This window comes from Salinispora oceanensis (genome assembly GCF_000383575.1).
GTDB lineage: Bacteria > Actinomycetota > Actinomycetes > Mycobacteriales > Micromonosporaceae > Micromonospora > Micromonospora oceanensis.
In genome coordinates this window covers 449,092-468,767 of record NZ_KB911579.1, presented here as the reverse complement: position 1 = coordinate 468,767, position 19,676 = coordinate 449,092, and the positions used below count along the sequence as shown (strand labels likewise).

The 19,676-nt window shown below is 70.2% G+C and carries 18 protein-coding genes; 8 read left to right on the top strand and 10 right to left on the bottom strand.

Annotated features, from left to right (window positions below; translation table 11 throughout):
* Positions 1–75 precede the first annotated feature (75 nt).
* Positions 76–1,092, bottom strand: coding sequence for a LacI family DNA-binding transcriptional regulator (locus SALPAC4_RS0101920; protein ID WP_019868935.1), 1,017 nt, complete (start codon positions 1,090–1,092; stop codon positions 76–78).
* A gap of 589 nt (positions 1,093–1,681) precedes the next feature.
* Here SALPAC4_RS0101920 and SALPAC4_RS0101915 point away from each other — a divergent pair.
* The 4 genes from SALPAC4_RS0101915 to SALPAC4_RS0101900 all read left to right on the top strand — a co-directional run bounded on the left by SALPAC4_RS0101915 (position 1,682) and on the right by SALPAC4_RS0101900 (position 6,639).
* Positions 1,682–3,319 (top strand): glycosyl hydrolase family 18 protein, encoded by a 1,638-nt coding sequence (locus SALPAC4_RS0101915; RefSeq protein WP_027644614.1) that lies wholly within the window; start codon positions 1,682–1,684, stop codon positions 3,317–3,319.
* 143 nt (positions 3,320–3,462) lie between these two features.
* Positions 3,463–3,948, top strand: a complete 486-nt coding sequence (locus tag SALPAC4_RS0101910) for a hypothetical protein (protein WP_027644615.1) — start codon at positions 3,463–3,465, stop codon at positions 3,946–3,948.
* A gap of 126 nt (positions 3,949–4,074) precedes the next feature.
* Positions 4,075–5,481: a class II 3-deoxy-7-phosphoheptulonate synthase gene (locus SALPAC4_RS0101905; protein WP_019868932.1), complete on the top strand. Its 1,407-nt coding sequence runs from the start codon at positions 4,075–4,077 to the stop codon at positions 5,479–5,481.
* Positions 5,482–5,619: 138 nt separating this feature from the next.
* Complete coding sequence (locus SALPAC4_RS0101900; protein ID WP_019868931.1) at positions 5,620–6,639, top strand: threonine aldolase family protein; 1,020 nt, start codon at positions 5,620–5,622, stop codon at positions 6,637–6,639.
* Between the two features lie 21 nt (positions 6,640–6,660).
* Here SALPAC4_RS0101900 and SALPAC4_RS0101895 read toward each other — a convergent pair whose 3' ends face one another.
* Complete coding sequence (locus tag SALPAC4_RS0101895) at positions 6,661–7,524, bottom strand: deoxyribonuclease IV (protein ID WP_027644616.1); 864 nt, start codon at positions 7,522–7,524, stop codon at positions 6,661–6,663.
* Positions 7,521–9,506, bottom strand: a complete 1,986-nt coding sequence (gene pknB, locus SALPAC4_RS0101890) for a Stk1 family PASTA domain-containing Ser/Thr kinase (RefSeq protein ID WP_019868929.1) — start codon at positions 9,504–9,506, stop codon at positions 7,521–7,523. Before pknB ends, SALPAC4_RS0101895 begins: the two co-directional genes overlap by 4 nt.
* A gap of 185 nt (positions 9,507–9,691) precedes the next feature.
* On the opposite strand from pknB, the gene SALPAC4_RS0101885 reads away from it, so the two are divergent.
* On the top strand, positions 9,692–10,072 hold the full coding sequence (locus tag SALPAC4_RS0101885; RefSeq protein ID WP_019868928.1) for an Rv2175c family DNA-binding protein: 381 nt from the start codon (positions 9,692–9,694) through the stop codon (positions 10,070–10,072).
* 48 nt (positions 10,073–10,120) lie between these two features.
* Here the strand turns inward: SALPAC4_RS0101885 and SALPAC4_RS0101880 are convergent, their stop codons facing one another.
* Positions 10,121–11,203 carry a polyprenyl synthetase family protein gene (locus tag SALPAC4_RS0101880; protein ID WP_019868927.1) on the bottom strand — a complete coding sequence of 361 codons (1,083 nt, stop codon included), beginning with the start codon at positions 11,201–11,203 and terminating at the stop codon, positions 10,121–10,123.
* Between the two features lie 181 nt (positions 11,204–11,384).
* On the opposite strand from SALPAC4_RS0101880, the gene metF reads away from it, so the two are divergent.
* Complete coding sequence (metF, locus tag SALPAC4_RS0101875; protein ID WP_019868926.1) at positions 11,385–12,302, top strand: methylenetetrahydrofolate reductase [NAD(P)H]; 918 nt, start codon at positions 11,385–11,387, stop codon at positions 12,300–12,302.
* Between the two features lie 44 nt (positions 12,303–12,346).
* Entirely contained in the window at positions 12,347–13,036 is a 690-nt protein-coding gene (locus SALPAC4_RS0101870) for a CDP-alcohol phosphatidyltransferase family protein (RefSeq protein WP_019868925.1), read from the top strand.
* Between the two features lie 73 nt (positions 13,037–13,109).
* On the opposite strand, the gene SALPAC4_RS0101865 is transcribed toward SALPAC4_RS0101870, so the two are convergent.
* From SALPAC4_RS0101865 to SALPAC4_RS0101840, 6 genes are read right to left on the bottom strand one after another with little or no spacing between them, the layout of a single operon-like run.
* Entirely contained in the window at positions 13,110–14,597 is a 1,488-nt protein-coding gene (locus tag SALPAC4_RS0101865; RefSeq protein WP_019868924.1) for a phytoene desaturase family protein, read from the bottom strand.
* A 10-nt stretch (positions 14,598–14,607) separates the two neighbouring features.
* A complete protein-coding gene (locus tag SALPAC4_RS0101860; protein WP_019868923.1) occupies positions 14,608–15,735 on the bottom strand; it encodes a glycosyltransferase in 1,128 nt (375 codons plus the stop codon).
* A gap of 52 nt (positions 15,736–15,787) precedes the next feature.
* Positions 15,788–16,666, bottom strand: coding sequence for a carotenoid biosynthesis protein (locus SALPAC4_RS0101855; RefSeq protein ID WP_019868922.1), 879 nt, complete (start codon positions 16,664–16,666; stop codon positions 15,788–15,790).
* Positions 16,663–17,232, bottom strand: coding sequence for a GNAT family N-acetyltransferase (locus SALPAC4_RS0101850; protein WP_019868921.1), 570 nt, complete (start codon positions 17,230–17,232; stop codon positions 16,663–16,665). The genes SALPAC4_RS0101855 and SALPAC4_RS0101850 overlap by 4 nt, the downstream gene beginning before the upstream one ends.
* The gene (locus tag SALPAC4_RS0101845) at positions 17,229–17,987 is read right to left on the bottom strand and encodes a hypothetical protein (protein WP_019868920.1); all 759 of its coding nucleotides are present in this window, start codon (positions 17,985–17,987) and stop codon (positions 17,229–17,231) included. The genes SALPAC4_RS0101850 and SALPAC4_RS0101845 overlap by 4 nt, the downstream gene beginning before the upstream one ends.
* Before the next feature lie 6 nt (positions 17,988–17,993).
* Entirely contained in the window at positions 17,994–18,482 is a 489-nt protein-coding gene (locus SALPAC4_RS0101840; protein ID WP_019868919.1) for a YbaK/EbsC family protein, read from the bottom strand.
* A gap of 648 nt (positions 18,483–19,130) precedes the next feature.
* Here SALPAC4_RS0101840 and SALPAC4_RS0101835 point away from each other — a divergent pair.
* Positions 19,131–19,580 (top strand): SAV_6107 family HEPN domain-containing protein, encoded by a 450-nt coding sequence (locus SALPAC4_RS0101835; protein WP_027644617.1) that lies wholly within the window; start codon positions 19,131–19,133, stop codon positions 19,578–19,580.
* The last annotated feature ends 96 nt before the right edge of the window (positions 19,581–19,676 follow it).

Genomic DNA, 19,676 nt, shown 5'->3' with positions numbered 1-19,676 from the left:
GATCTTGGTCCGGCCGGCGCGGAAGCGTCGGCCGGACACCGGGTGCTGATCGGCGGGCCCCGGGGTGGGGCGGTGTCAGCGCAGGCCCCGTTGAACCAACTGCGTCGGCAGGACCGAGGTTGACGGCCACGACCGGTCCCCACCGATGCGTTCAAACAGTTGTTCCGTCGCGATCCGCGCCAGTTCGCGTTGGTCGTAGGCGATGACGGTCAACGGTCGGGGCATCAGATGGGACAGTTCAAAATCGTCGAAACCGACCAACGCCGCGTCGCTACCTCGGCCATGAAGCTCCTGAAGCGCGCCGAGGGTCAGTCGGTTGTTGGCGCAGAAGAAGGCGGTGGGTTGGTCGGCGAGGCCGAACATGTCTGCCACCGCCCGGCTGGCCTGCTCGGGGCCCTCTATTCCACTCCGCACCAACGCCTCGTCGTACGGGATACCGGAACCCGACAACTCGGCCTGTACGCCGGCCAGTCGCTCCCGCATTGTGTATACGTCCAAGGAACCCAGCAATATGCCGATCCGTCGGTGTCCCGCGTCGAGTAGTGAGCGGATTCCGGCGCGACTTCCGCCTTGGTTGTCCAGGAGCACCACATCGGCGAGGAGCTGCCCCGGCGGTCGGTCGATAAACACCGCCGGAAGGCCCATTTCCACCTCCCGCCGAAGAAAGGAGTGGTCTGTTCCAGCGGGAACCACGAGTAGGCCGTCCACCCGGCGCTGGACCAGCTCCAGCAACAGCGTGCGTTCGCGGTCCGGATCCTCCTCCGAAGAGGCGGTGATCAGCAGTGTCTGGTGTGCCGCCGCGACCTCCGCCGCGACACCCGCGACCGTCGCGTAGAACGGATTGGCGATTTCTTCGATGAGTAGGCCGATCGTGGCGCTGAGCTGCCGGGATCGGAGATTTCGGGCGATGCCGTTGCGCCGGAAGCCCAGCTCGGAGATGGCGGTCATTACTCGTCCGGCAAGTTCGGGACCGACGGCTGGCTCGTTGTTGACCACGCGGGAGACGGTCTTGAGACTCACACCGGCACGTCGTGCGACATCCACCATCGTGGGCCGCCGAGGCGGGGGAAGTTTGGCCGGGTGATGCAGCATGCGCCGTCCTTTTCGGCCCGTGTCGCCGGATCGGTGGGCTAGCCCGAAAATGTTCCGCTGGTCGCGCTGTCGCGCATGGGCCAGAACTGCGTTCTCGGCCTTCCGGCGTGCCGCCGTGACCACCCACCGTGACAATCGCGAATAGTCACTCAGATAGCCGGATTTTACCAGTCACTCCACTGCGAACCAAACCGCAGCGTACTGCGCAGGGCTTCCTGTGGGTGCGGAAAGGTGGGTCCGGGCCGGCCGCCACTGTTGGAAATCGGCCGGCGGCGGAGGGCGCGCATGCCGGCGGCGTCGGGTGTCTTCGGGCCGTTCCGCAGACGGCCACTGGGGCGGCGACTGTTAGCCATTCGCACTGATGGTCGTTCCGGGCGCGGGAAACTGTTTTCAGGCGATATACCTCGATTCAATGGTATATGTCCCCGTGATTGTGTCGGCATTTTGATCAACAGGAAGTATGGCCGGTTCGTCGGTGTTATCCGGACTCTTCCCTTTGATGTGTGTGAACGCCTTGACGAATTTGCGAACCTGTGAGTAACGTCTCATTAACAATTAAAAAGTTTCCTAACTGTTTGAGGAGTGTTGCATGAAGAGATCACTTCGGCGGGCTCTCTGGGCCGGTGTCGTAGTCGTGCTGGCCGCCGCGGCTGTCCCGATGGCCTCGGCGTACGGTGCCGGCAGCGTCACCGCCACGTTCGACAAGGTGCAGGACTGGGGGACCGGTCATCAGGCGGAGGTGACGGTCACTAATGGCTCGAATGAGTCGCTGAGTACCTGGCGGATCGAGTTTGATCTTCCCGCTGGGACCAGTATCGGCGTCTTCTGGGACGCCGACGTCACCCGAACCGGCAACCACTACGTCGCGGTCAAGAAGAGCTGGGCCGGGCCGCTCGCCCCAGGCGCCAGCTTCAGGTGGGGGTACAACGGGACCGGCCCCTATCGGGCGCCAATGAACTGCACGATCAACGGTGCTGCCTGTTCCGGCGGATCCGCGCCGCCGACCACCTCACCCCCGACCACGTCCCCTCCGACGACCGCGCCGCCGACCACGTCACCGCCAACCACCGCACCGCCAACCACCGCACCGCCAACCACCGCGCCGCCCAGTGGTGAGCACAAGCTCGTTGGCTACTTCACTCAGTGGGGCGTCTACGACCGCAATTACCACGTGAAGAATATTCACACTAGTGGCTCGGCATCGAAGCTGACCCACATCATGTACGCGTTCGGCAAGACGGAGGGCGGGCGCTGCGGGATCGGCGACAGCTACGCCGACTACGAGAAGGCGTACACCGCGGCGGGCAGCGTGGACGGCGTCGCCGACACGTGGAACCAGCCGTTGCGGGGGAACTTCAACCAGTTGCGCAAGCTCAAAGCGATGTATCCGCACCTCAAGGTGGTCTGGTCGTTCGGCGGCTGGACCTGGTCCGGTGGGTTCACCCAGGCGGCGCAGAACCCGGCCGCCTTCGCCGAGAGCTGCTACAACCTGGTCGAGGACCCGCGCTGGGCGGATGTCTTCGACGGCATCGACATCGACTGGGAGTACCCGAATGCCTGCGGTCTCACCTGTGACTCCAGCGGGCCGGCGGCATTCAAGAACGTGGTGGACGCGCTACGTTCCCGGTTTGGTCCGTCGGCCCTGGTCACCGCCGCGATCACCGGTGACGCCAGCAACGGTGGTCGGATCGACGCTGCCGACTACGCCGGCGCCGCGGCCAACCTTGACTGGATCATGGCGATGACCTACGACTACTTCGGCGCCTTCAGCCCGCAGGGTCCGACCGCCCCGCACTCGCCGCTCTACTCGTACTCCGGCATTCCGCAGCAAGGCTTCTGGTCCGATGCGGCGATCCAGAAGCTCAAGAACAAGGGGGTTTCGGCCGACAAACTGCTGCTCGGTATCGGCTTCTACGGTCGAGGTTGGACCGGGGTCACCCAGACCGCGCCAGGTGGCACCGCCACCGGACCCGCCCCCGGCACCTACGAACCGGGCTTCGATGACTACAAGGTTCTGAAGAACAGCTGTCCGGTAACCGGGACGGTCGGGGGCACAGCGTACGCCAAGTGTGGCAACAACTGGTGGAGCTACGACACCCCGACCACCATCGGCGGCAAGATGACCTACGCGAAGAACGAGGGCCTCGGCGGCGCGTTCTTCTGGGAACTCTCCGGCGACACGACCAACGGGGAGCTGATCAGCGCCATCGATAGTGGCCTCGGCTAGCACCGCGGCCGACACCCGATCGACACGGACGGGGGAGGGGCCGCGGAACGCTCCCTCCCCGCCCGTGTCGGTTGGGCCGGCGCTCCGGCCGATGTGACAGACTCGCCGGTCGACGGTCGGAATCCATGGCGTTCGGAGGTGGCATGCGTACGGCGTACCGGAGAATGGGGCTCGGCGTGCTCGGCGGGAGTTTGCTGGTGACCCTCCTCGGTTGCAGCGCAGACGAGCCGACGGAGTCCCCCGAGGAGGCGCCCGCGGTGGAGAGCGCGACCAAGGCGCGGGAGCGGGTGCAGGCGTACCTCGATGCGGTAGCGGCCAAGGACGTGGCTGCCGGGCGTAGTCAGTTCTGCGCCGTGATGCATCCGGCGTTCGACGCTGTCGCCACCGGACCGAGTGGGGATTTCGCCGACCACTTTGAGGTGTCGCAGGCACAGATCAACGAGGTCGAGCCCGGTCCGCGGGGCGAGGAGGTCAGCGCGACGGTGTCGGTGTCCTCCGGTGCGGAGGCGTTGGTCCGCCCGCTGCTGTTCACCGTCACCCGGGACGGGGCTGACTGGTGTATCGCGAGTGAGACACTCGGCAACACGGCCCCCTCGACCGGGACTCCTGAGCCAACCGAAACCCCCTGATCCGGGCGTCCCCGCGGCCGGCGCCCTGCGCCCGATTCAGATCGATGTCGGTGACGGATCTCTCACCTGCCGGAACGGCCCCCCTCGCGGGTTTGGTGCCGGGTCCGTCGCCGTAGGCTTTCTGGCATGCGCCATGAGTGGCATCAGCTGAGCCATCCCGCTGTCGGTAGTCCGGTGCTGCAGACCAGCCGGCCAACCATCGATTCCGCCGAGGACGCTGCCCTCGGCCTGGACCGTTGGCGGGACCTGCCGCGTGCCCAGACCCCGCCTTGGCCGGACGGTGCCCAGGTCGCCGAGGTCTGCAAGGTGCTGGAGAACGTCCCATCGGTCGTGGCCCCGTACGAGGTCGATCAGTTGCGGCGCCAACTCGCACTGGTCTGCGAGGGTAAGGCGTTCCTGCTCCAGGGCGGGGATTGCGCGGAGACCTTCGCCGACAACACCGAGAGCCACCTGCTCGCCAACGCCCGTACCTTGCTGCAGATGGCGATCGTGCTGACCTACGGCGCCTCGTTGCCGGTGGTCAAGGTCGCCCGGGTGGCCGGTCAGTACACCAAACCCCGGTCGCTGCCGACCGACGCGCGTGGCCTGCCGGCCTACCGGGGTGACATGATCAACTCCTTGGATGCGACGCCGGAGGCGCGGGTTGCCGACCCGCAACGCATGATCCGGGCGTACGCGAACTCCGCCGCCGCGATGAACATGCTCCGTGCCTACCTTGCTGGCGGGCTGGCGGACCTGCACGCGGTGCACGACTGGAACAAGGGCTTCGTGCGAAACTCGCCGGCCGGCGAGCGGTACGAGGCGATCGCCCGGGAGATCGACCGAGCGTTGGCCTTCATCCAGGCCTGCGGGTTGACCGAGGACGAGGCGTTGCGGACCGTCACCCTCTACTGCTCCCACGAGGCGCTGGCCTTGGAGTATGACCGGGCGTTGACCCGGGTCTCCGACAGCCGAGCGTACGGGCTCTCCGGGCACCTGCTCTGGGTGGGCGAGCGTACCCGGCAGCTCGACGGGGCGCATCTTGACTTCATCTCCCGGATCGCGAACCCGATTGGAGTGAAGCTCGGCCCGACGACGAAGCCAGACGATGTCATCGAGCTGTGCGAGAAGCTCAACCCGAACAATGTTCCGGGCCGGCTGACCCTGATCAGCCGGATGGGCAACCACCGGGTCCGGGATGTCCTGCCGTCACTCGTCGCCAAGGTCACCGCCGCCGGTGCCAAGGTGGTGTGGCAGTGCGACCCGATGCACGGCAACACCCATGAATCGTCCAACGGCTACAAGACCCGGCACTTCGACCGGATCGTAGACGAGGTGTTGGGTTACTTCGAGGTGCACCGTGGCCTGGAAACCCACCCCGGTGGGCTACATGTCGAGCTCACTGGGGAAGATGTCACCGAGTGCCTCGGCGGTGCCCAGGGCATCGGCGATGTCGATTTGCCCGACCGGTACGAGACCGCCTGCGACCCACGGCTGAACACCCAGCAGTCGCTGGAGTTGGCGTTCCTGGTAGCCGAGATGCTCCGTGGCTGACGCGAGGAGTGAGCTTGCGAGCCCCGCAGTCGGCGGCCGGGAAGGGATGTTGGTGGTTGACGCGAGCAGTGAGCTTGCGAGCCCCGCAGTCGGCGGCCGGGAAGGGGCGTTGTGGTTGACGCGAGGAGTGAGGACATCATGATCGATCTGCGCTCGGACACCGTCACCCGCCCGACCGCGGGAATGCGGGAGGCGATGGCCGTCGCCGAGGTGGGCGACGACGTCTACGGCGAGGACCCTACCGTCAACGCCCTCGAAGCCGAGGTTGCGGCGCTCTTCGGCCACGAGGCGGCGCTGTTCTGCCCGACCGGGACGATGGCCAACCAGATTTCGCTGCAGTTGTTGGTGCCACCCGGCGGCGAACTGCTCTGCGACGCGGACGCGCATGTGGTGACGTACGAGATCGGTGCGGCTGCCGTCTATGGTGGCATTTCGTCGCGGACCTGGCCGGCGGTCGGCGCGGCGGTGGACCCGGACGTGGTCGCTGGCATGATTCGGCCCGATGGCTACTTTGCGGTGCCCACCCGGGCGATCGCCGTGGAGCAGACCCACAATCGGGGCGGTGGTGGGGTGATCCCGCTGGCGGCTCTGCGTGAGCTGCGTCGGGTCGCCGACGGTGCCCAGGTCGCGGTGCACTGCGACGGTGCTCGGATCTGGCACGCGCACATCGCCGACGGGGTGCCGCTGGCCACCTACGGCATGCTCTTCGACACCCTGTCGGTCTGCCTCTCCAAGGGGCTCGGCGCGCCGGTCGGCTCGCTCGTGGTAGGCAGTGCCGACAAGATCGAACGAGCCCGGTTCATCCGTAAGCGGATGGGCGGCGGTATGCGGCAGGCCGGGATCCTCGCCGCTGCCGGCCGGTACGCCCTGGCAAACCAGGTGCAGCGGCTCGCCGAGGACCATGTGCGGGCGACCCGGCTCGCCGATGCGGTTGCACCGTTCGGGGTTTTGGCGGCCGAGGTGCGTACCAACCTGGTCCCGTTGGATCTCACCAAGGCACCGATGGACGCCCACACCTTCGCCGCCGCGGCCCGTGCGGAAGGGGTGCTGGTCAGTGTGCTCGGCCCGCGTACTGCCCGCCTGGTCACCCATCTCGGGGTGGACGACGCGGCGATCAGCCGTGCGATCGACGTCCTCACCCGGGTCTTGCGTACCTGATTCGCACCGCGGACCGGGGGGTCAGGCCCGTAGCCGCTTGAGAACGGCCACGTCGCCGGCGTGGCCCACGTGCTTCTCGGTCGGGGTCTCCACCACCGTCGGTACCCCGGAGGTCGCCGGGTGGCGCATCAGCTCGGCGAAGGCGGGCTCCCCGATGGTGCCCTTGCCGATGTTTTCGTGCCGGTCCCGGGTGGAGCCGCAGAGGTCCTTCGAGTCGTTGGCGTGCACCAGCCGTAGCCGGTCCGCCCCCACGGTGTCCACCAGGGTGTCGAGCATGGCGGTCATGCCACCTTCAACGGCCAGTTCGTGCCCGGCGGCCCAGGCATGGCAGGTGTCGAGGCAGACGCCGAGCCCCGGGTGTCGGTCGACGGCATCCAGGTAAGGGCCGAGCTGTTCTACCCGGGCGGCGAGGGAGCGCCCGCCGCCGGCGCTCGGTTCGACCAGCAGCATCGGTCCGTTCGTGTCACCGGCGGTGTCCAGCAGCGGAAGGAGCACCTCCCGGACCTGGCGCATCGCCGTGTCGGCGTATCCGGCGTCGACCGCGCTACCGGCGTGGAACACCACCCCCTGGGCGCCGATCGCCTCCCCTCGGCGTAGCGCGTGCGCCAGCGTCAGCGCTGACCGCTCCACCGTCGCCGCCGTGGGCGAGCCGAGGTTGACCAGTAGGGACGCGTGGATGAATACCGGGACGCCACGTTCGGCACAGCCGTCGCGAAAAAGTGCGTCCTGCGCCGGGTCGCCGGGCGGCAAGGCCCAGCCCCGTGAGTTGGACACGTAGATCTGGGCCACCTCGGCGCCCGTCGCATCCAGGTAGGGCAGGGCGGCTTTCGCCAGCCCGCCCCCGGTCGGTGTGTGCGCACCGACCGGTCGCATCGTCGCCATCACAGGCAACCGAGGGTGATCTGGGTACCCGGCGGCACCTGGGAGTTCTCTCCGGGGCTCTGGAACCGCACGGTGCCGTTCTGGTTGAACTGCACCGCGACCGGGAAGGACTGCCCCTCCAACACCTGTTTGGCCTGCTGGCACGGCATGCCGATCACGCGGGGGATGACAACCTGCGGTGGGCCCTGGCTCACCTCCAGGCTGACCTCCGTTCCCTTTTCCACGCCGTCGCCGTCGGCTGGACTCTGCCCGATGACCTCGTTCTTGGGCTTGTCGGACTCCTTCACCGTCGGCGGCTCAGCTAGTACCAGCCCGAGCTGATTCAGGATCGAACGGGCCTCGTCCAGAGACTTACCGACCAGATTCGGCACCGAGATCGGCGCCCTGCCTTTGCTCAGCGTTACCGTGACCTCTTGTCCGGGCTTGACTTCGGCGCCCGCCTTCGGGTCGGTGGCGACCACCATGCCCTCCGGAAGGCTGTTGTGGTAGCTGGCGGAGCCCTTGACCACCTTCAGGCCGGCCTCGGTCAGGTCGGTCGCGGCCAACTCGAACTCTTTGCCGACGACATCCGGCACCGCGAACTGCTCGGGGCCCAGCGAGAGGGTGAGGGTGATCGTGCCGCCCTTCACGATGCGGGACGCAGAGGCCGGATCCTGGAACAGGACGGCGTCCTTCGGTACCTGATCGTCGTGGCGCGGGTCCGCGTATTGGAGGACCAGACCGGCCCGCCTCGCCTGCGCTTCCGCGGCGGCCTGATCCAGGCTCACCAACTCTGGGGCCTGTGTGTATCGGCCGACCCCGAACCACCAGCCACCCACCGCGGCGATCAGCCCGAGCATCACGACGACAGCGGCCACCGCGAGCCGGCCGCGCTGCTTACCCATGAGCCGACCGGGCCGCGGTCCCAACCGGGACCAGACACTCTCGTTGTCAGCCGCCCGTCGTCGGCCGCCCCGTGGTGCCGCCTCCTCGGGTAACCGGGACCAGGCGGGGCGCTGCGCCGGCTGTACGGCCGCGACCACCATGGTCGGCTCGCTCACCGGGGGCTTCTCGGTCACCCGGCGTAGCACCGTGGTGTGGGTATTTGGGTTGCCCAACCCCTCCCGAGCCACCTGTACCTGGGCGAGCAGTGCACCGGCGTCGGCTGGGCGGGCGCCGGGATCGCGCCGGGTAGCGCGGAGGACCAGGTCGTCAAGGGGCTTCGGAAGTCCTGGCACCAGGGTTGACGGTGCCGGCACGTCCTGTCGCACATGCTGCCAGGCCACCTCGGCCGGGCGATGGCCGTCGTACGGCACGCGGCCGGTGAGCATCTCGAACAGCACGATGCCCGCCGAATAGACGTCGGTGCGCGGGTCGGCGTGCCCGTCGGTCACCAGCTCCGGTGCGACATAGGCGATCGTGGCCATCAGCTGGTTGGCCTGTGCGTCGTGGGCGCTCGCCTCCACCGCCTGGGCCAATCCGAAATCGGCGACCTTGACCACGCTGTCGACCAGGTTGGCGGCACCTCCGGTCGGTGCCTCGGCGACCAGCACGTTCTCTGGTTTGACATCCCGGTGGACGAGCCCGGCCCGGTGCGCGGCGGCGATCGCGGCGAGCATCTGTTCGGTGATCGCGAGCGCCTCGTCGGGGTTGAGCCGGTGCCGTTCGGCGAGCACGTCGCGCAGCGTGCGACCGCGCACGTACTCCATGACCAGGTAGGGCCGGTCAGCGTGGATGCCCTGGTCGTAGACCGCGACAACGTTGGGGTGGGTCAGCCGGGCGATGGTCTTCGCCTCGTCGGCGAAACGTTCCACGAAGCCCGTTGTCTGTCCCTGGGCCTCGGGGCCCGGCGTGGGATGAATGATCTTAAGTGCGACGGTGCGATCGAGGCGTTCGTCGGTTGCGGTGTATACAGTCGCCATGCCACCCCGGGCGACCCGACCGCGGATGCGGTAGCGCCCGTCAATCAGTGAGCCCAGCAACGTGTCGGCGACCTGTGTGTCCATTGGCAGGGAGTCTATGTGTCCAGGGGTAGGTGGTTGAACACCGATGCTACAGGCCTTCAGTGACCTTTTGAATCCGGAGACTCACCGGACAGCCGTTTCCGCAGCTCCAGTCGGTGCACGACGGCAATGGTCCGGTGTCGTGGGGGCCTTCGCCCGATGTCGGGGCGGCGTGGCAGGGTGGTTGGGTGACCGACTCCGTTCCCGCTGGCGAGCCCGCCGTGAGCCCTGTCGCCGAACCGACTGCGTGGCTGACCCTACCGGCTGTCGCCGAGCGCCTTGACCTGACAATCAGCAAGGTCCACCAGATGATCCGGGACCGGGAGCTGATCGCGGTCCGCCGAGACGGTGCCCGTCGGGTACCGGCGGACCTGGTGGCGACCGGAGGGATGCTCAAGCATCTACCCGGGGTGCTGAATCTTCTCACCGACGCCGGCTACGACGATGAGGAGATCCTGCGCTGGCTCTACCAGCCCGACGACACCCTGCCCGGCGGCACCGCCGCCGCGGCGCTGGCTGGCGATCAGGCCCGTGAGGTCAAACGCCGCGCCCAAGCCCTCGGTTTCTGACCTCGGCGTCCCCGCCCGGTCCGGCTCAGGTGGCCGGATGGGGCGGGGTCAGGCAGGGCGGCGGGTGGCAGCGATCGCGAGGTCCGCCAGGGCCTGGTGCGCCTCGGTGTCGAGGTCAACGGTGGAGAGCGCGGCGAGCGCGGTGTCGGTGAGCTCCTGGATCCGCTGCTCGGCACGGCCGAGCGCGCCGCTGGCTCCGATCAGCTCCCGCAGCCGGGCCACCCCGGCGTCGTCGAGGTCGGAGTCGCCGAGGCCGTCGAGCAGCACCTCCCGGTCGGCGGTGCCGACCATCTCCAACGCCGCCGCCACCAGGTATGTCCGCTTTCCCTCGCGGAGATCGTCGCCGGCTGGTTTACCGGTCTGTGCCGGGTCACCAAAGATCCCCAGCACGTCATCGCGGAGCTGGAAGGCCTCACCCAGCGGCAGCCCGTACGCCGAGTACGCCGCGTGGACCTCGGGGGTGGCGTCGGCCAGTGCGGCGCCGAGTAACAACGGGCGTTCGACGGTGTACTTCGCCGACTTGTAGCGGGCAACCTGTCCGGCCCGCTCGACCGACGTGTCCCCGGTGGCCTGGGTCAGCACGTCGAGGTACTGGCCCACGGTGACCTCGGTCCGCATCTGGTCGAACACGGGCCGCGCCCGGGCGATGGTGTGCGGGTCCAGTCCGGCGGAGTGCAGCAGCTCATCCGACCAGACGAGGCACAGGTCACCCAGGAGAATGGCTGCCGCGTCACCGAATCCGTCCGGGTCTCCGTCCCAGTCCGCCGACCTATGCCGGGCGGCGAACCGTAGGTGCACCGCCGGTTCCCCCCGCCGGGTGTCCGAACGATCGATCAGGTCATCGTGTATCAACGCGCTGGCCTGCACGAACTCCAACGCGGCCAGGGCGGTCGCGACCTCTTCGGTGTCGATTCCACCGGCGCCCCGGTAGCCCCAGTAGGCGAAGGCGGGCCGCAGCCGTTTGCCGCCGCCGAGGACGAATGCCTCGACCGCGTCGGCCAACGGGGCGAGGGAGGCGTCAACCTCCGTCATCCAGGCACGTCGACTGACCAGGAAGTCGGCCAGTGCCTTGTTGACGCGTTGCCGAAGCCCGGCACGGTCCACCGGGGAGACAGGAGCAGCGTAGGTCACGCCTTGACGCTAGCCGGTCGCGACGGCTGGCGACGCACCGGCGGCCTGGCGACGCGCCGTCCCCTACCGCACGGTGTCGACTTTGCCGGGTTGGGGGGTGTCGACCGTGCCATGCCCCTTGTCACCGTTTGCGGCGGGGGAAGGTCTAGGGATCGCGGCCGTACGCCGCTAGAGTCAGGGCGTGGCGCTTGGTCTTCCATCGGTTCTCCCCAATCCGCAGCCGGCGATCGGGGAGCTGATCCGCGACCGCCGGCCGACCTTCTCCTTCGAGTTCATGCCCCCGAAGACAGCGGAGGGTGAGCGGCTGCTCTGGCAGGCCATCCGGGAGCTGGAGTCGCTGCGCCCGTCGTTCGTCTCAATCACCTACGGCGCCGGTGGCTCAACCCGAGACACGACCGTGGCGGTTACCGAACGGGTCGCCACCGAGACCACGCTGCTGCCGATGGCGCACCTGACCGCGGTCAACCACTCGGTGGCCGAGCTGCGGCACGTGATCGGGCGGTTGGCCGCTGCGGGTGTGCGTAACGTGCTCGCCGTGCGTGGCGATCCACCCGGTGATCCCACCGGCGAGTGGATCCCACACCCGGACGGCGTGGACTACGCGGAGGACCTGGTCCGCCTGGTCCGCGACGCGGGTGATTTCAGCGTCGGCGTCGCCGCCTTCCCGTACAAGCACCCTCGTTCGCCCGACATCGACTCCGACACGGCGTACTTTGTCCGCAAGTGCCGGGCCGGCGCCGAGTTCGCGATCACTCAGATGTTCTTCGACGCTGATGAGTACCTTCGGCTGCGGGACCGGGTGGTCGCGGCGGGCTGTGACACGCCGATCATCCCCGGTGTAATGCCGGTAACGAAGGTCAGCACCATTGAGCGGTCGGAGCAGCTCTCCGGTGCGCCCTTCCCGCGGGCCCTGGCCGCGCGCTTCGAGCGGGTCGCGGACGACCCGGAGGCGGTCCGCGAGCTCGGCGTCGAGCAGGCCAGCGAGATGTGTCAGCGGCTGCTGGATGAGGGGGTTCCCGGCATCCACTTCATTACCTTCAACCGGTCCACGGCGACCCGGGAGATCTGGCGGAATCTGCGAGTTAGCACCCCCGGGTGACCAGACGCGCCACGACACCGCGCGATCGGTGCGACGGTTGATCCGTGGTGGGCAGACAGCTGAACTGGGACCAGTACGCCACGGCCTGGGCGCGCCTGCACGGTGGGTTCGATCCGCGCGCCGCGGCCCCGCCCGTCCGTGCCTGGCTGCGCCTCGCGTACCACGGGGGCTACGTGCTGGGTCGGCTGCGGGTCACCCCGACCGCGGTGACGGTCGCCGGGGTGCTGCTCTGCCTCGGCGTGCCACTGGTCGCGGTACGCCCGCAGGACGGGCCCTTCCTCGGCGCGCTGCTGGTGCTGCTCGCCTCGGTGGCGGACAGCCTCGACGGCGCGGTCGCGGTGGCGAGCAACCGCACCACCCGGCTCGGGTACGTCTACGACTCGGTGGCTGACCGGCTCGGTGAGGCGGCCTGGCTGGTCGCGTTCTGGCTGCTCGGCGCGCCCGGCGCGCTGGTGGCCGCTGGTGGTGCGCTCTCCTGGCTGCACGAGTACGTGCGTGCCCGGGCGACCTCCGCCGGTATGCGAGAGATCGGTGCGGTGACCGTGGGGGAGCGGCCAACCCGGGTCGTGGTGGCCCTCGTCGGCCTGCTGTTGGCCGGGCTGGCCGGGTTGATCGAGCCGGACCTGGCCGCGGGCACCATCACCGTGGCGAGCGCGGTCTGGGCATTGCTGGCCGGCTTCGGCCTCGGACAGCTACTGGCCGCCGTCCGGGGCGCACTGATCAATGCCAGCTGACGCCCGCGGCCCACGGGAGCCGCCGGCGAAGCCGTGACGTCGCGAGTACGTGTCGGTGGACCGGGCCTACCCGCTACCACGCAGGGCCGATGGAGTCGGCGACGATCTGGGCGGAGAGGGCGACCATCGGCAGCCCCCCGCCCGGATGACAGGAGCCACCGACCAGCCACAGCCCGCGGACCGGTCCCCGATTTGGCGGGCGGAGCAGGCCGCCCGTGGTGCCGTAGATCGCTCCGCCCGGTGTGCCCGTCGCAGTGCCCAGGTCGGCCGGGGTACGAATCTCCCGGAACAGCAGCCGGTCCCGTACCTCCACCCCGCGCGCGGCCAACACGTCCAGGATCCGGTCCGCGTACGCCTCGGCCAGGCCGGGGCGCCGCCAGTCGACAGCATCGGCGGCGGTGCCCTGCCGTGCGGCGTTGACCAGCACGAACCACGCCTCGTGTCCAGCCGGGTGGACCGTTTCGTCGGCGGCCACGGTGACGAAGACCGTCGGGTCCGGGGCCGGGCGCGCTCGAACCCCCCGCCCGGGCGCCCCGAAGACCGCGTCGAACTCGCTGTCGTAGCTGTCGGGGAAGAAGACGTTGTGGTGGGCCAGCCCAGAGTCCCCGCGTACGCCGAGCAGCAGCACGAAGCCGGCGAGGCTGCGGTCGGTCAGCGTGGCCAGTCGTCGTGGGGTGGGCAGCAGGTCCCGGTAGAGGGTGAGTGCGTCAACGTTGGACACCACCACATCGGCCGGCACGGGGGCGTCTACGCCGGCGAGGCGTACACCGTGCACCCGTCCGCCCGCCGCGTCGATCCGGGTGACCCGGACGCCGGTCCGTACCACCACCCCAAGATCCAGGCAGCGGGTCAGCAGGGCATCGGCGAGGGTGCCCAGGCCACCGCGGAGGTACCAGCCGCCGAAGGCCAGCTCGGCGTACGGGACCGCGACGAGGGCCGCCGGCGCCCGGCGCGGGTCAGTCCCGGCGTACGTCGCGTACCGGTCGAGCAGCATCCGGAGCCGGGGGTCGGACAGGTGGGCGCGGCCGAGTCCACGTAGTGTGCGGCCCGGCCCGATCGCGGCCAGGTCACCCAGCCGCCAGGCCAGCATCGCCAGGTCCCGGGGCGAGTCGACCCGGCGGCGCAGGACATCCCGTTCCGAGGCTGTCCAGACCCGCTCGGCACGCTGCCAGAGGCGCCGCCACTGGACGGCGGCCCGCTCGCCGAAGGCCGCACCGATGCGGGCGGCGAACTCGTCGGAGTCGGCACACGAGTCGAGCGTTGGTCCTCCCTGGGGGAAGACGTGTCGCACGATCGGGTCGAGCGGGACCGGGTCCAGGTATTCGTCGAGCTTCGCCCCGGTGGCCTCGAACAGGTCGTGGAACACCTGGGGCAGGGTCAGCAGGCTGGGCCCGGTGTCGAAGTGGAAGGGGCCGGCGGGCGTGTCGTGTATGTACCGGCCGAGCTTGCCGCCCACCGTGTCCCCCTGCTCTAGGAGGGTGACCTGGTGCCCGGTGGTGGCCAGCCAGGCGGCGGTGGCCAGGCCACCCACCCCGGCGCCGACGATCACGACCCGCGCCATGGTGCGCCTCCTAGCTGACCGGACGGCCCCGCCAGCTCAGGCGCCGTCGCTTCCGCAGATGGTACGACCGCAGGGTTAGCCAACCGAGGACCGCTACCGACGCGGGGTGCCCCAACGCGTCCGGCCACCACCGACCGCCGGTCGCCCGGGCGCTGACCACCCGTCCGGCGACCCCGAGCAGGTAGGCCCCAGCGGCGATGGCGGCTGTCCCCGGCGCACCGCCGACCAGCGCGGCCATGGCGACGAGTGCCGGGGCGGTGTAGAGCAGCAGCAGCAGCGCGACCACCGTGGCGGCCGCCGAGGGACGACCGAACGAGGCCCACAGCGACTTCGAGTAGCCGTCGCGCAGCTGTGGCCAGTCGTCGTACATCCGGCAGGTGGCCAGCTGGGAGCCGTCGGCGAGGGCGATCTGGCCGCCGGACCGCTTGACCGCTCGGGCCAACTCGACGTCCTCCAGAACCCGGTCGGACACCGCCGCGTGTCCACCGGCGGCGGTGTACCCGGCCCGGTCCACGACCAGGAACTGCCCGCCGGCCGCGGCCAGGGACGGCCGGGCCGACCGCTCCATCGCGGGCAGCGGCAGGAACGTCAACCACAACCACTGCAACAGCGGCTGAACCAGCCGGTCGGCCACCGTCGTGACCAGGATCCGGGGGTACGGCGACAGCAGCGCTACCCGCGCGGCCCGTAGCTCGCCGACCGCCGCGGCCACGGCGTGGGGGGCGAGCACCACGTCGGCGTCGACGAAGACCAGTACGGTGGCGGCCGGGTCAGCTCGGGCGGCGAGCTGCCAGCAGGCGTGCGGCTTGCCCAGCCAACCCGGCGGTGGAGCGTCGCCGTCGAGCAGGGTGACCCGGGGGTCGTCGCCGGCGATCGTGCGGACAACCTCGCGGGTGCCGTCGGTTGACCCGTCGTCGAGCACCATGATCTGTAGCTGTGGCACACCGCGCTGGGCCAGCAGCGCGCGCAGGCACGGGGTGACTCGGGTGGCCTCGTTGCGCAGCGGCAGCAGCACCGCCACCGGTTCGGTCACCGTCGCCGGCGTCCCGACCGGGCGGCGCAGCCAACGGCCCGCGTTGATCAGGGTGTGTGTGGTCAGCGTGGCCACGCCGGCCAGGATCGCCAGCAACAGGATCATGTCGGCGCCCCGCCTCGGTGGGGGCCGGCGGCGCGACGCCGGGCGGGATCGCTCATACCGACGTGTCGGCGCGACGCCGCCGGCCCGCTGGTGTCCTCCGGCCGCGTCGGGGCAGCAGCGTCGGCCGGAGGTGTCGGGGCAGCAGCGTCACCGCCAGCGGCACCGCGGTCAGCGCCATAACCGCTGCCCCCCACCCGGCCGAGGCGGGCAGGCCGAGGAAGACGGCGTGGGCCAGCACGCTGGAGCCGTACGTCCACAGATAGAGCGCGAGCATCGGAGCGTCGCGGCTGTCGGTGGTGGCCACGGCGGTGCCGGCCAGTGGCCGCAGGGCGGCCATCACCAGCACCGCGAAGAGCAGCCAGCCCAGGTAGTTGCTGATGGGGATGCCGGGCAGGCCGGGCAGCGCGGGAGTGGCGTTCCGCCAGGCCCAGTGCCCCTCGGCGACCATCTGCGGGTCGAGGAAGAGATCCCAGGCGGCCAGTCCGACCGCTGCCAGCGCGATTCGGCGGACAGCCGGCCCGGTGCCCCCGGTCGGCCCACCGCCGGTGAGGTGGACCGCGGTCAGCCAGGCGGGCCAGGCCATCCAGGTCCAGGCGAGTGGGATGATCAGCGGTACCCCGGCCAGCTTCGGCCCGAGCTGCTCCGCGTAGTCGTAGCTGCCGAACGGGAACCCGGTGGCCACTCCGAGCGCCTCGATGGCGAAGCCGCCGCCGGTGACCACGACGAGTAACGCCGCCGCCGTCCGGGGACCCCGGCTGAGTAGCGCGTGGCCGACCGAGAGCAGGTAGCCGAGCAGGACTGTGGCGACGGTTAGCCGGGCCCGGGTCTGCCCCATGGTCAGGGGGTAGCAGATCTGCACCAGCACAAGTACGGCCAACAGTGCCCAGGTGCTTCGGAGGGTGTGCCCCGGCAGGGCGATGGGCCGGGTCATGTGGGGACCCTTCCGGAGCCGGCGGGGGGAGGGAGCGGCAGGTCCCGGCCGAGTACCCCGAACAGGCGCTCGTCACCGGGGAAGCGGAAGTCGCGCAGGACGTCGACGAAGCCGAAGCGTCGGTACAGTCGCCAGGCTCGGGAGTGCTGCTCGTCGGCCTCCGGGGTGGACAACAGGGTGGTGCTCCCCTCCGCTATCCCGAGCAGGGCGCGCAGCTGGCCGGCGCCCAGCCCGTGCCCCTGTGCGGGTGGTCGGACGTGCAGCTCGACCACCTCGAAGCAGCTGGCCAACCAGCGGCGGCGGGTGGCCGGGTCCAACGTCCGCCCCACCTGGTCGTGCCACCACTGGCCGGGCTTCCCGTGGTATCCGTAGCCGAACCCGGCCAGGTGGCCTTCGGAGGTGAGGCTGGCGACGGCGCGGAAGCCGGGGCGGCGGACGTGGGAGGCGATGTAGCCGCGCCGCGCCCTGAGCAGATCGGCGCGGTACCCCATCGCCTCGCCGTAGACGGCCACCACGTCGTCCAACCGCCGAACGAGGTCATCCGGTGTCCACCGCACCAGCCTCATGCCGTCCCCACCTTCGTTCCGCCGTCCGTGGTCCAGCCCAGCACCGTCCGGTCACCGACCACGTCGCGTACCTCGAATCGGGCGAAGAGTTCCTCCGCGTACCACCCCTCGGTGGGGGTTCGCCTGATCGCGGCACGATGCTCGGGGTGACGGTACGCGAATGCGACCAGCTCCGCCGGGGTGCGCCACACGCTGACCGTGCCCTGCCAGCCCAGCGGCGCCTCGCCGACGCCGAAGCGGGCGAGCAGGCCAGGTGCGGTGTGTAGCGCGTGGGCCACCGGGGGCACCGCCCGCCAGAAGGCGACCGCTCGGGCGGGGCGGAGCCGGGCCCGGGTCAGTGCCAGCACCGGGCCGTTGGATCGCCCGCCTGGTGGGTCACCGAACGGCCGCCGGCCGGACCATTCGCCCCGGCTGGTGAGCGGGCGTAGGTCGATTCGGGCGGCGGTGCGGGCGATGCGTGCCCAGGCCCGTCCCACCGGGGAGTCGGTGAAACCGGTGGCCGCGGCGGGGGAGTCCCACACGGTCAGCGCCGCCCACCGGGTCAGGTCCGCGTCGCGTGGGCCGAAGCCGGTGCCAGTCCCGGTGCCGAGCAGTTTGGCGAAGCGGACGCCGGGCAGCGCGCGGAGCCGGCGCGGGTCGCTCGCCATCCGGGCCAGCGCCCGGGGCAGCCCGGCTCGGCTGGTCCGCCACACATGCAGAGTGACCAACTCGGGGACCGGCGCCCGGCGGTTGACCGGGCGTGGCTCGTTCGACAAGCCCGCTCACGCCACCTCGGCCGGGGTGCCGCTGGTCACCCGCAGCAGCTCAGGATAGGTGGTGGGGAAGACCGCGCGGGGTACGCCGCCGGCGGCCCAGATCTCGTCGTACTTGTCGAGGGCGATGTCCACCAGGGTGCGCAGGGGCCGGGGGTGGCCGACCGGGGCGACTCCACCGATGACCTGTCCGGTGTGTTCGCGGACGAATTCCGGCGTGGCCCGCCGGAGTCGAGTGACGCCGATCGTCGCGGCGAGGTTGACGGTGTTGACCCGGTGCGCTCCGGAGGTCAGCACCAGCAGCGGCCCGTCGGCGGTCGCGAAGACCAGGGAGTTGGCGATCTGCCCGATCTCGACATCGAGAGCGGCGGCGGCTGCCGCGGCGGTGTGGACCGCGTCGGGCAGCAGGCGAACGAGGCTGAGTGCGCCAGCGCCGTCGAGTGCGCCAGCGCCGTCCAGCGCCTCCTGCGTCGCTCGTACTTTCGGGTGTGGGTACATCCGGCCATTCTTCCCGGTGCGCCCCGAGGCGCCTTCGTTGGCCACGCCCGGCGGTGGCGGCCGGTGCGGCGGAGCCCGAGGTGGCGACCACGGCGGTCGGGCCGCCAGGTTTGACTGCGGTGGTGCGGCGGCGTTCGAGCCGGCCGACGTGCGGCGACGCGCGGCACACGTTGTGTTTTTGTTGGCGGGAGGGTGTACTGTCAGCAGTAGTTAGAACGGGTGTTCGATTGCCGAGGGTTGTTAACCCGAGGGCTTGCTTACCCGCGGGCTTGCCTATCTGCGGTCGGCTTACCCGCGGGTTGGCTTACTCGAGCATTGTGGCTGGAGCATTGACTGCCTCGCATGCCCGTTCCGACGGCCGGAGCGGTGTTTCGCGGCGCTGCTCCGGGCGGGTGCGGCACCGCGGGGTCGCGCCCAGGGTCGTGGGCAGTCGCGAGCCCTGGCCCGTCAGGCGGGAGCGTCGCCCGCCGCCTCGACCCCCGGCGGCGGGCGACGACCCTGCCGGTCATGCCGGCCGGGTGTGGTGTGGGGAAGCGTCCATGCCCGGTCGGCCCCACCGGTGCGTCTTCCTCCGCACCAGTCGACCCGGCGGTCCGTCGGCGGATCAGTTCCGCCGGGTGGCGCCTCGGCCCCAGGAGGAGACAGCGCATGCCGACCAAGCCAGCTCCGGCGCCGACGGTGCCGGCCCACATGTTGCCGCAGCGCACCCCGGTCCAGCTCCTCACGGTGGCCCGTCGCGGGCTCGTCGAAGCTGCCCGTACCGGCCCCGACGGTCTCCGCTACGCGGCGGCCCACCTGGCTGCTCTGCGGGCCGCCGCGGCGCTGCTCGCTGCCCGTGCCCGCCCCGTGCCGACTCGGCGTGGCCGGGTTACCAGTGTCTGGGTCCTGCTCTCCGGTGTCGCCCCCGAGCTCGACGAGTGGGCCCAGTTCTTTGCCTTGGCCGCCAGTAAGCGCGCCGCTGCCGAGGCCGGCATCCCGCGGGTCGTCACCTCTCGGGAGGCCGACGACCTGCTGCGCGCCGCCGAGGAGTTCGTGCTGGTGGTGGAGGCCGCGCTCGGGGTGGCGCGAGCGCCGTCCCTTGGGGGCCGGGCGGCTTGAGCCGCGGCGACGCCGGAGGTGCTGGCGGCGGTGGGGAGGGATCCTTCCAAGTAAGTCCGTTTTGTGAGTTCTTGAGCTATTTGGAATGCGCTGATC

Coding starts and splice junctions, on each gene's coding strand:
- SALPAC4_RS0101860 (WP_019868923.1), bottom strand. CDS start 15,735: ATGATCCTGTTGCTGGCGATCCTGGCCGGCGTGGCCACGCTGACCACA.
- SALPAC4_RS0101905 (WP_019868932.1), top strand. CDS start 4,075: ATGCGCCATGAGTGGCATCAGCTGAGCCATCCCGCTGTCGGTAGTCCG.
- SALPAC4_RS0101900 (WP_019868931.1), top strand. CDS start 5,620: ATGATCGATCTGCGCTCGGACACCGTCACCCGCCCGACCGCGGGAATG.
- SALPAC4_RS0101840 (WP_019868919.1), bottom strand. CDS start 18,482: ATGTACCCACACCCGAAAGTACGAGCGACGCAGGAGGCGCTGGACGGC.
- SALPAC4_RS0101865 (WP_019868924.1), bottom strand. CDS start 14,597: ATGGCGCGGGTCGTGATCGTCGGCGCCGGGGTGGGTGGCCTGGCCACC.
- SALPAC4_RS0101920 (WP_019868935.1), bottom strand. CDS start 1,092: ATGCTGCATCACCCGGCCAAACTTCCCCCGCCTCGGCGGCCCACGATG.
- SALPAC4_RS0101855 (WP_019868922.1), bottom strand. CDS start 16,666: ATGACCCGGCCCATCGCCCTGCCGGGGCACACCCTCCGAAGCACCTGG.
- pknB (WP_019868929.1), bottom strand. CDS start 9,506: ATGGACACACAGGTCGCCGACACGTTGCTGGGCTCACTGATTGACGGG.
- SALPAC4_RS0101910 (WP_027644615.1), top strand. CDS start 3,463: ATGCGTACGGCGTACCGGAGAATGGGGCTCGGCGTGCTCGGCGGGAGT.
- SALPAC4_RS0101915 (WP_027644614.1), top strand. CDS start 1,682: ATGAAGAGATCACTTCGGCGGGCTCTCTGGGCCGGTGTCGTAGTCGTG.
- SALPAC4_RS0101835 (WP_027644617.1), top strand. CDS start 19,131: ATGCCGACCAAGCCAGCTCCGGCGCCGACGGTGCCGGCCCACATGTTG.
- SALPAC4_RS0101850 (WP_019868921.1), bottom strand. CDS start 17,232: ATGAGGCTGGTGCGGTGGACACCGGATGACCTCGTTCGGCGGTTGGAC.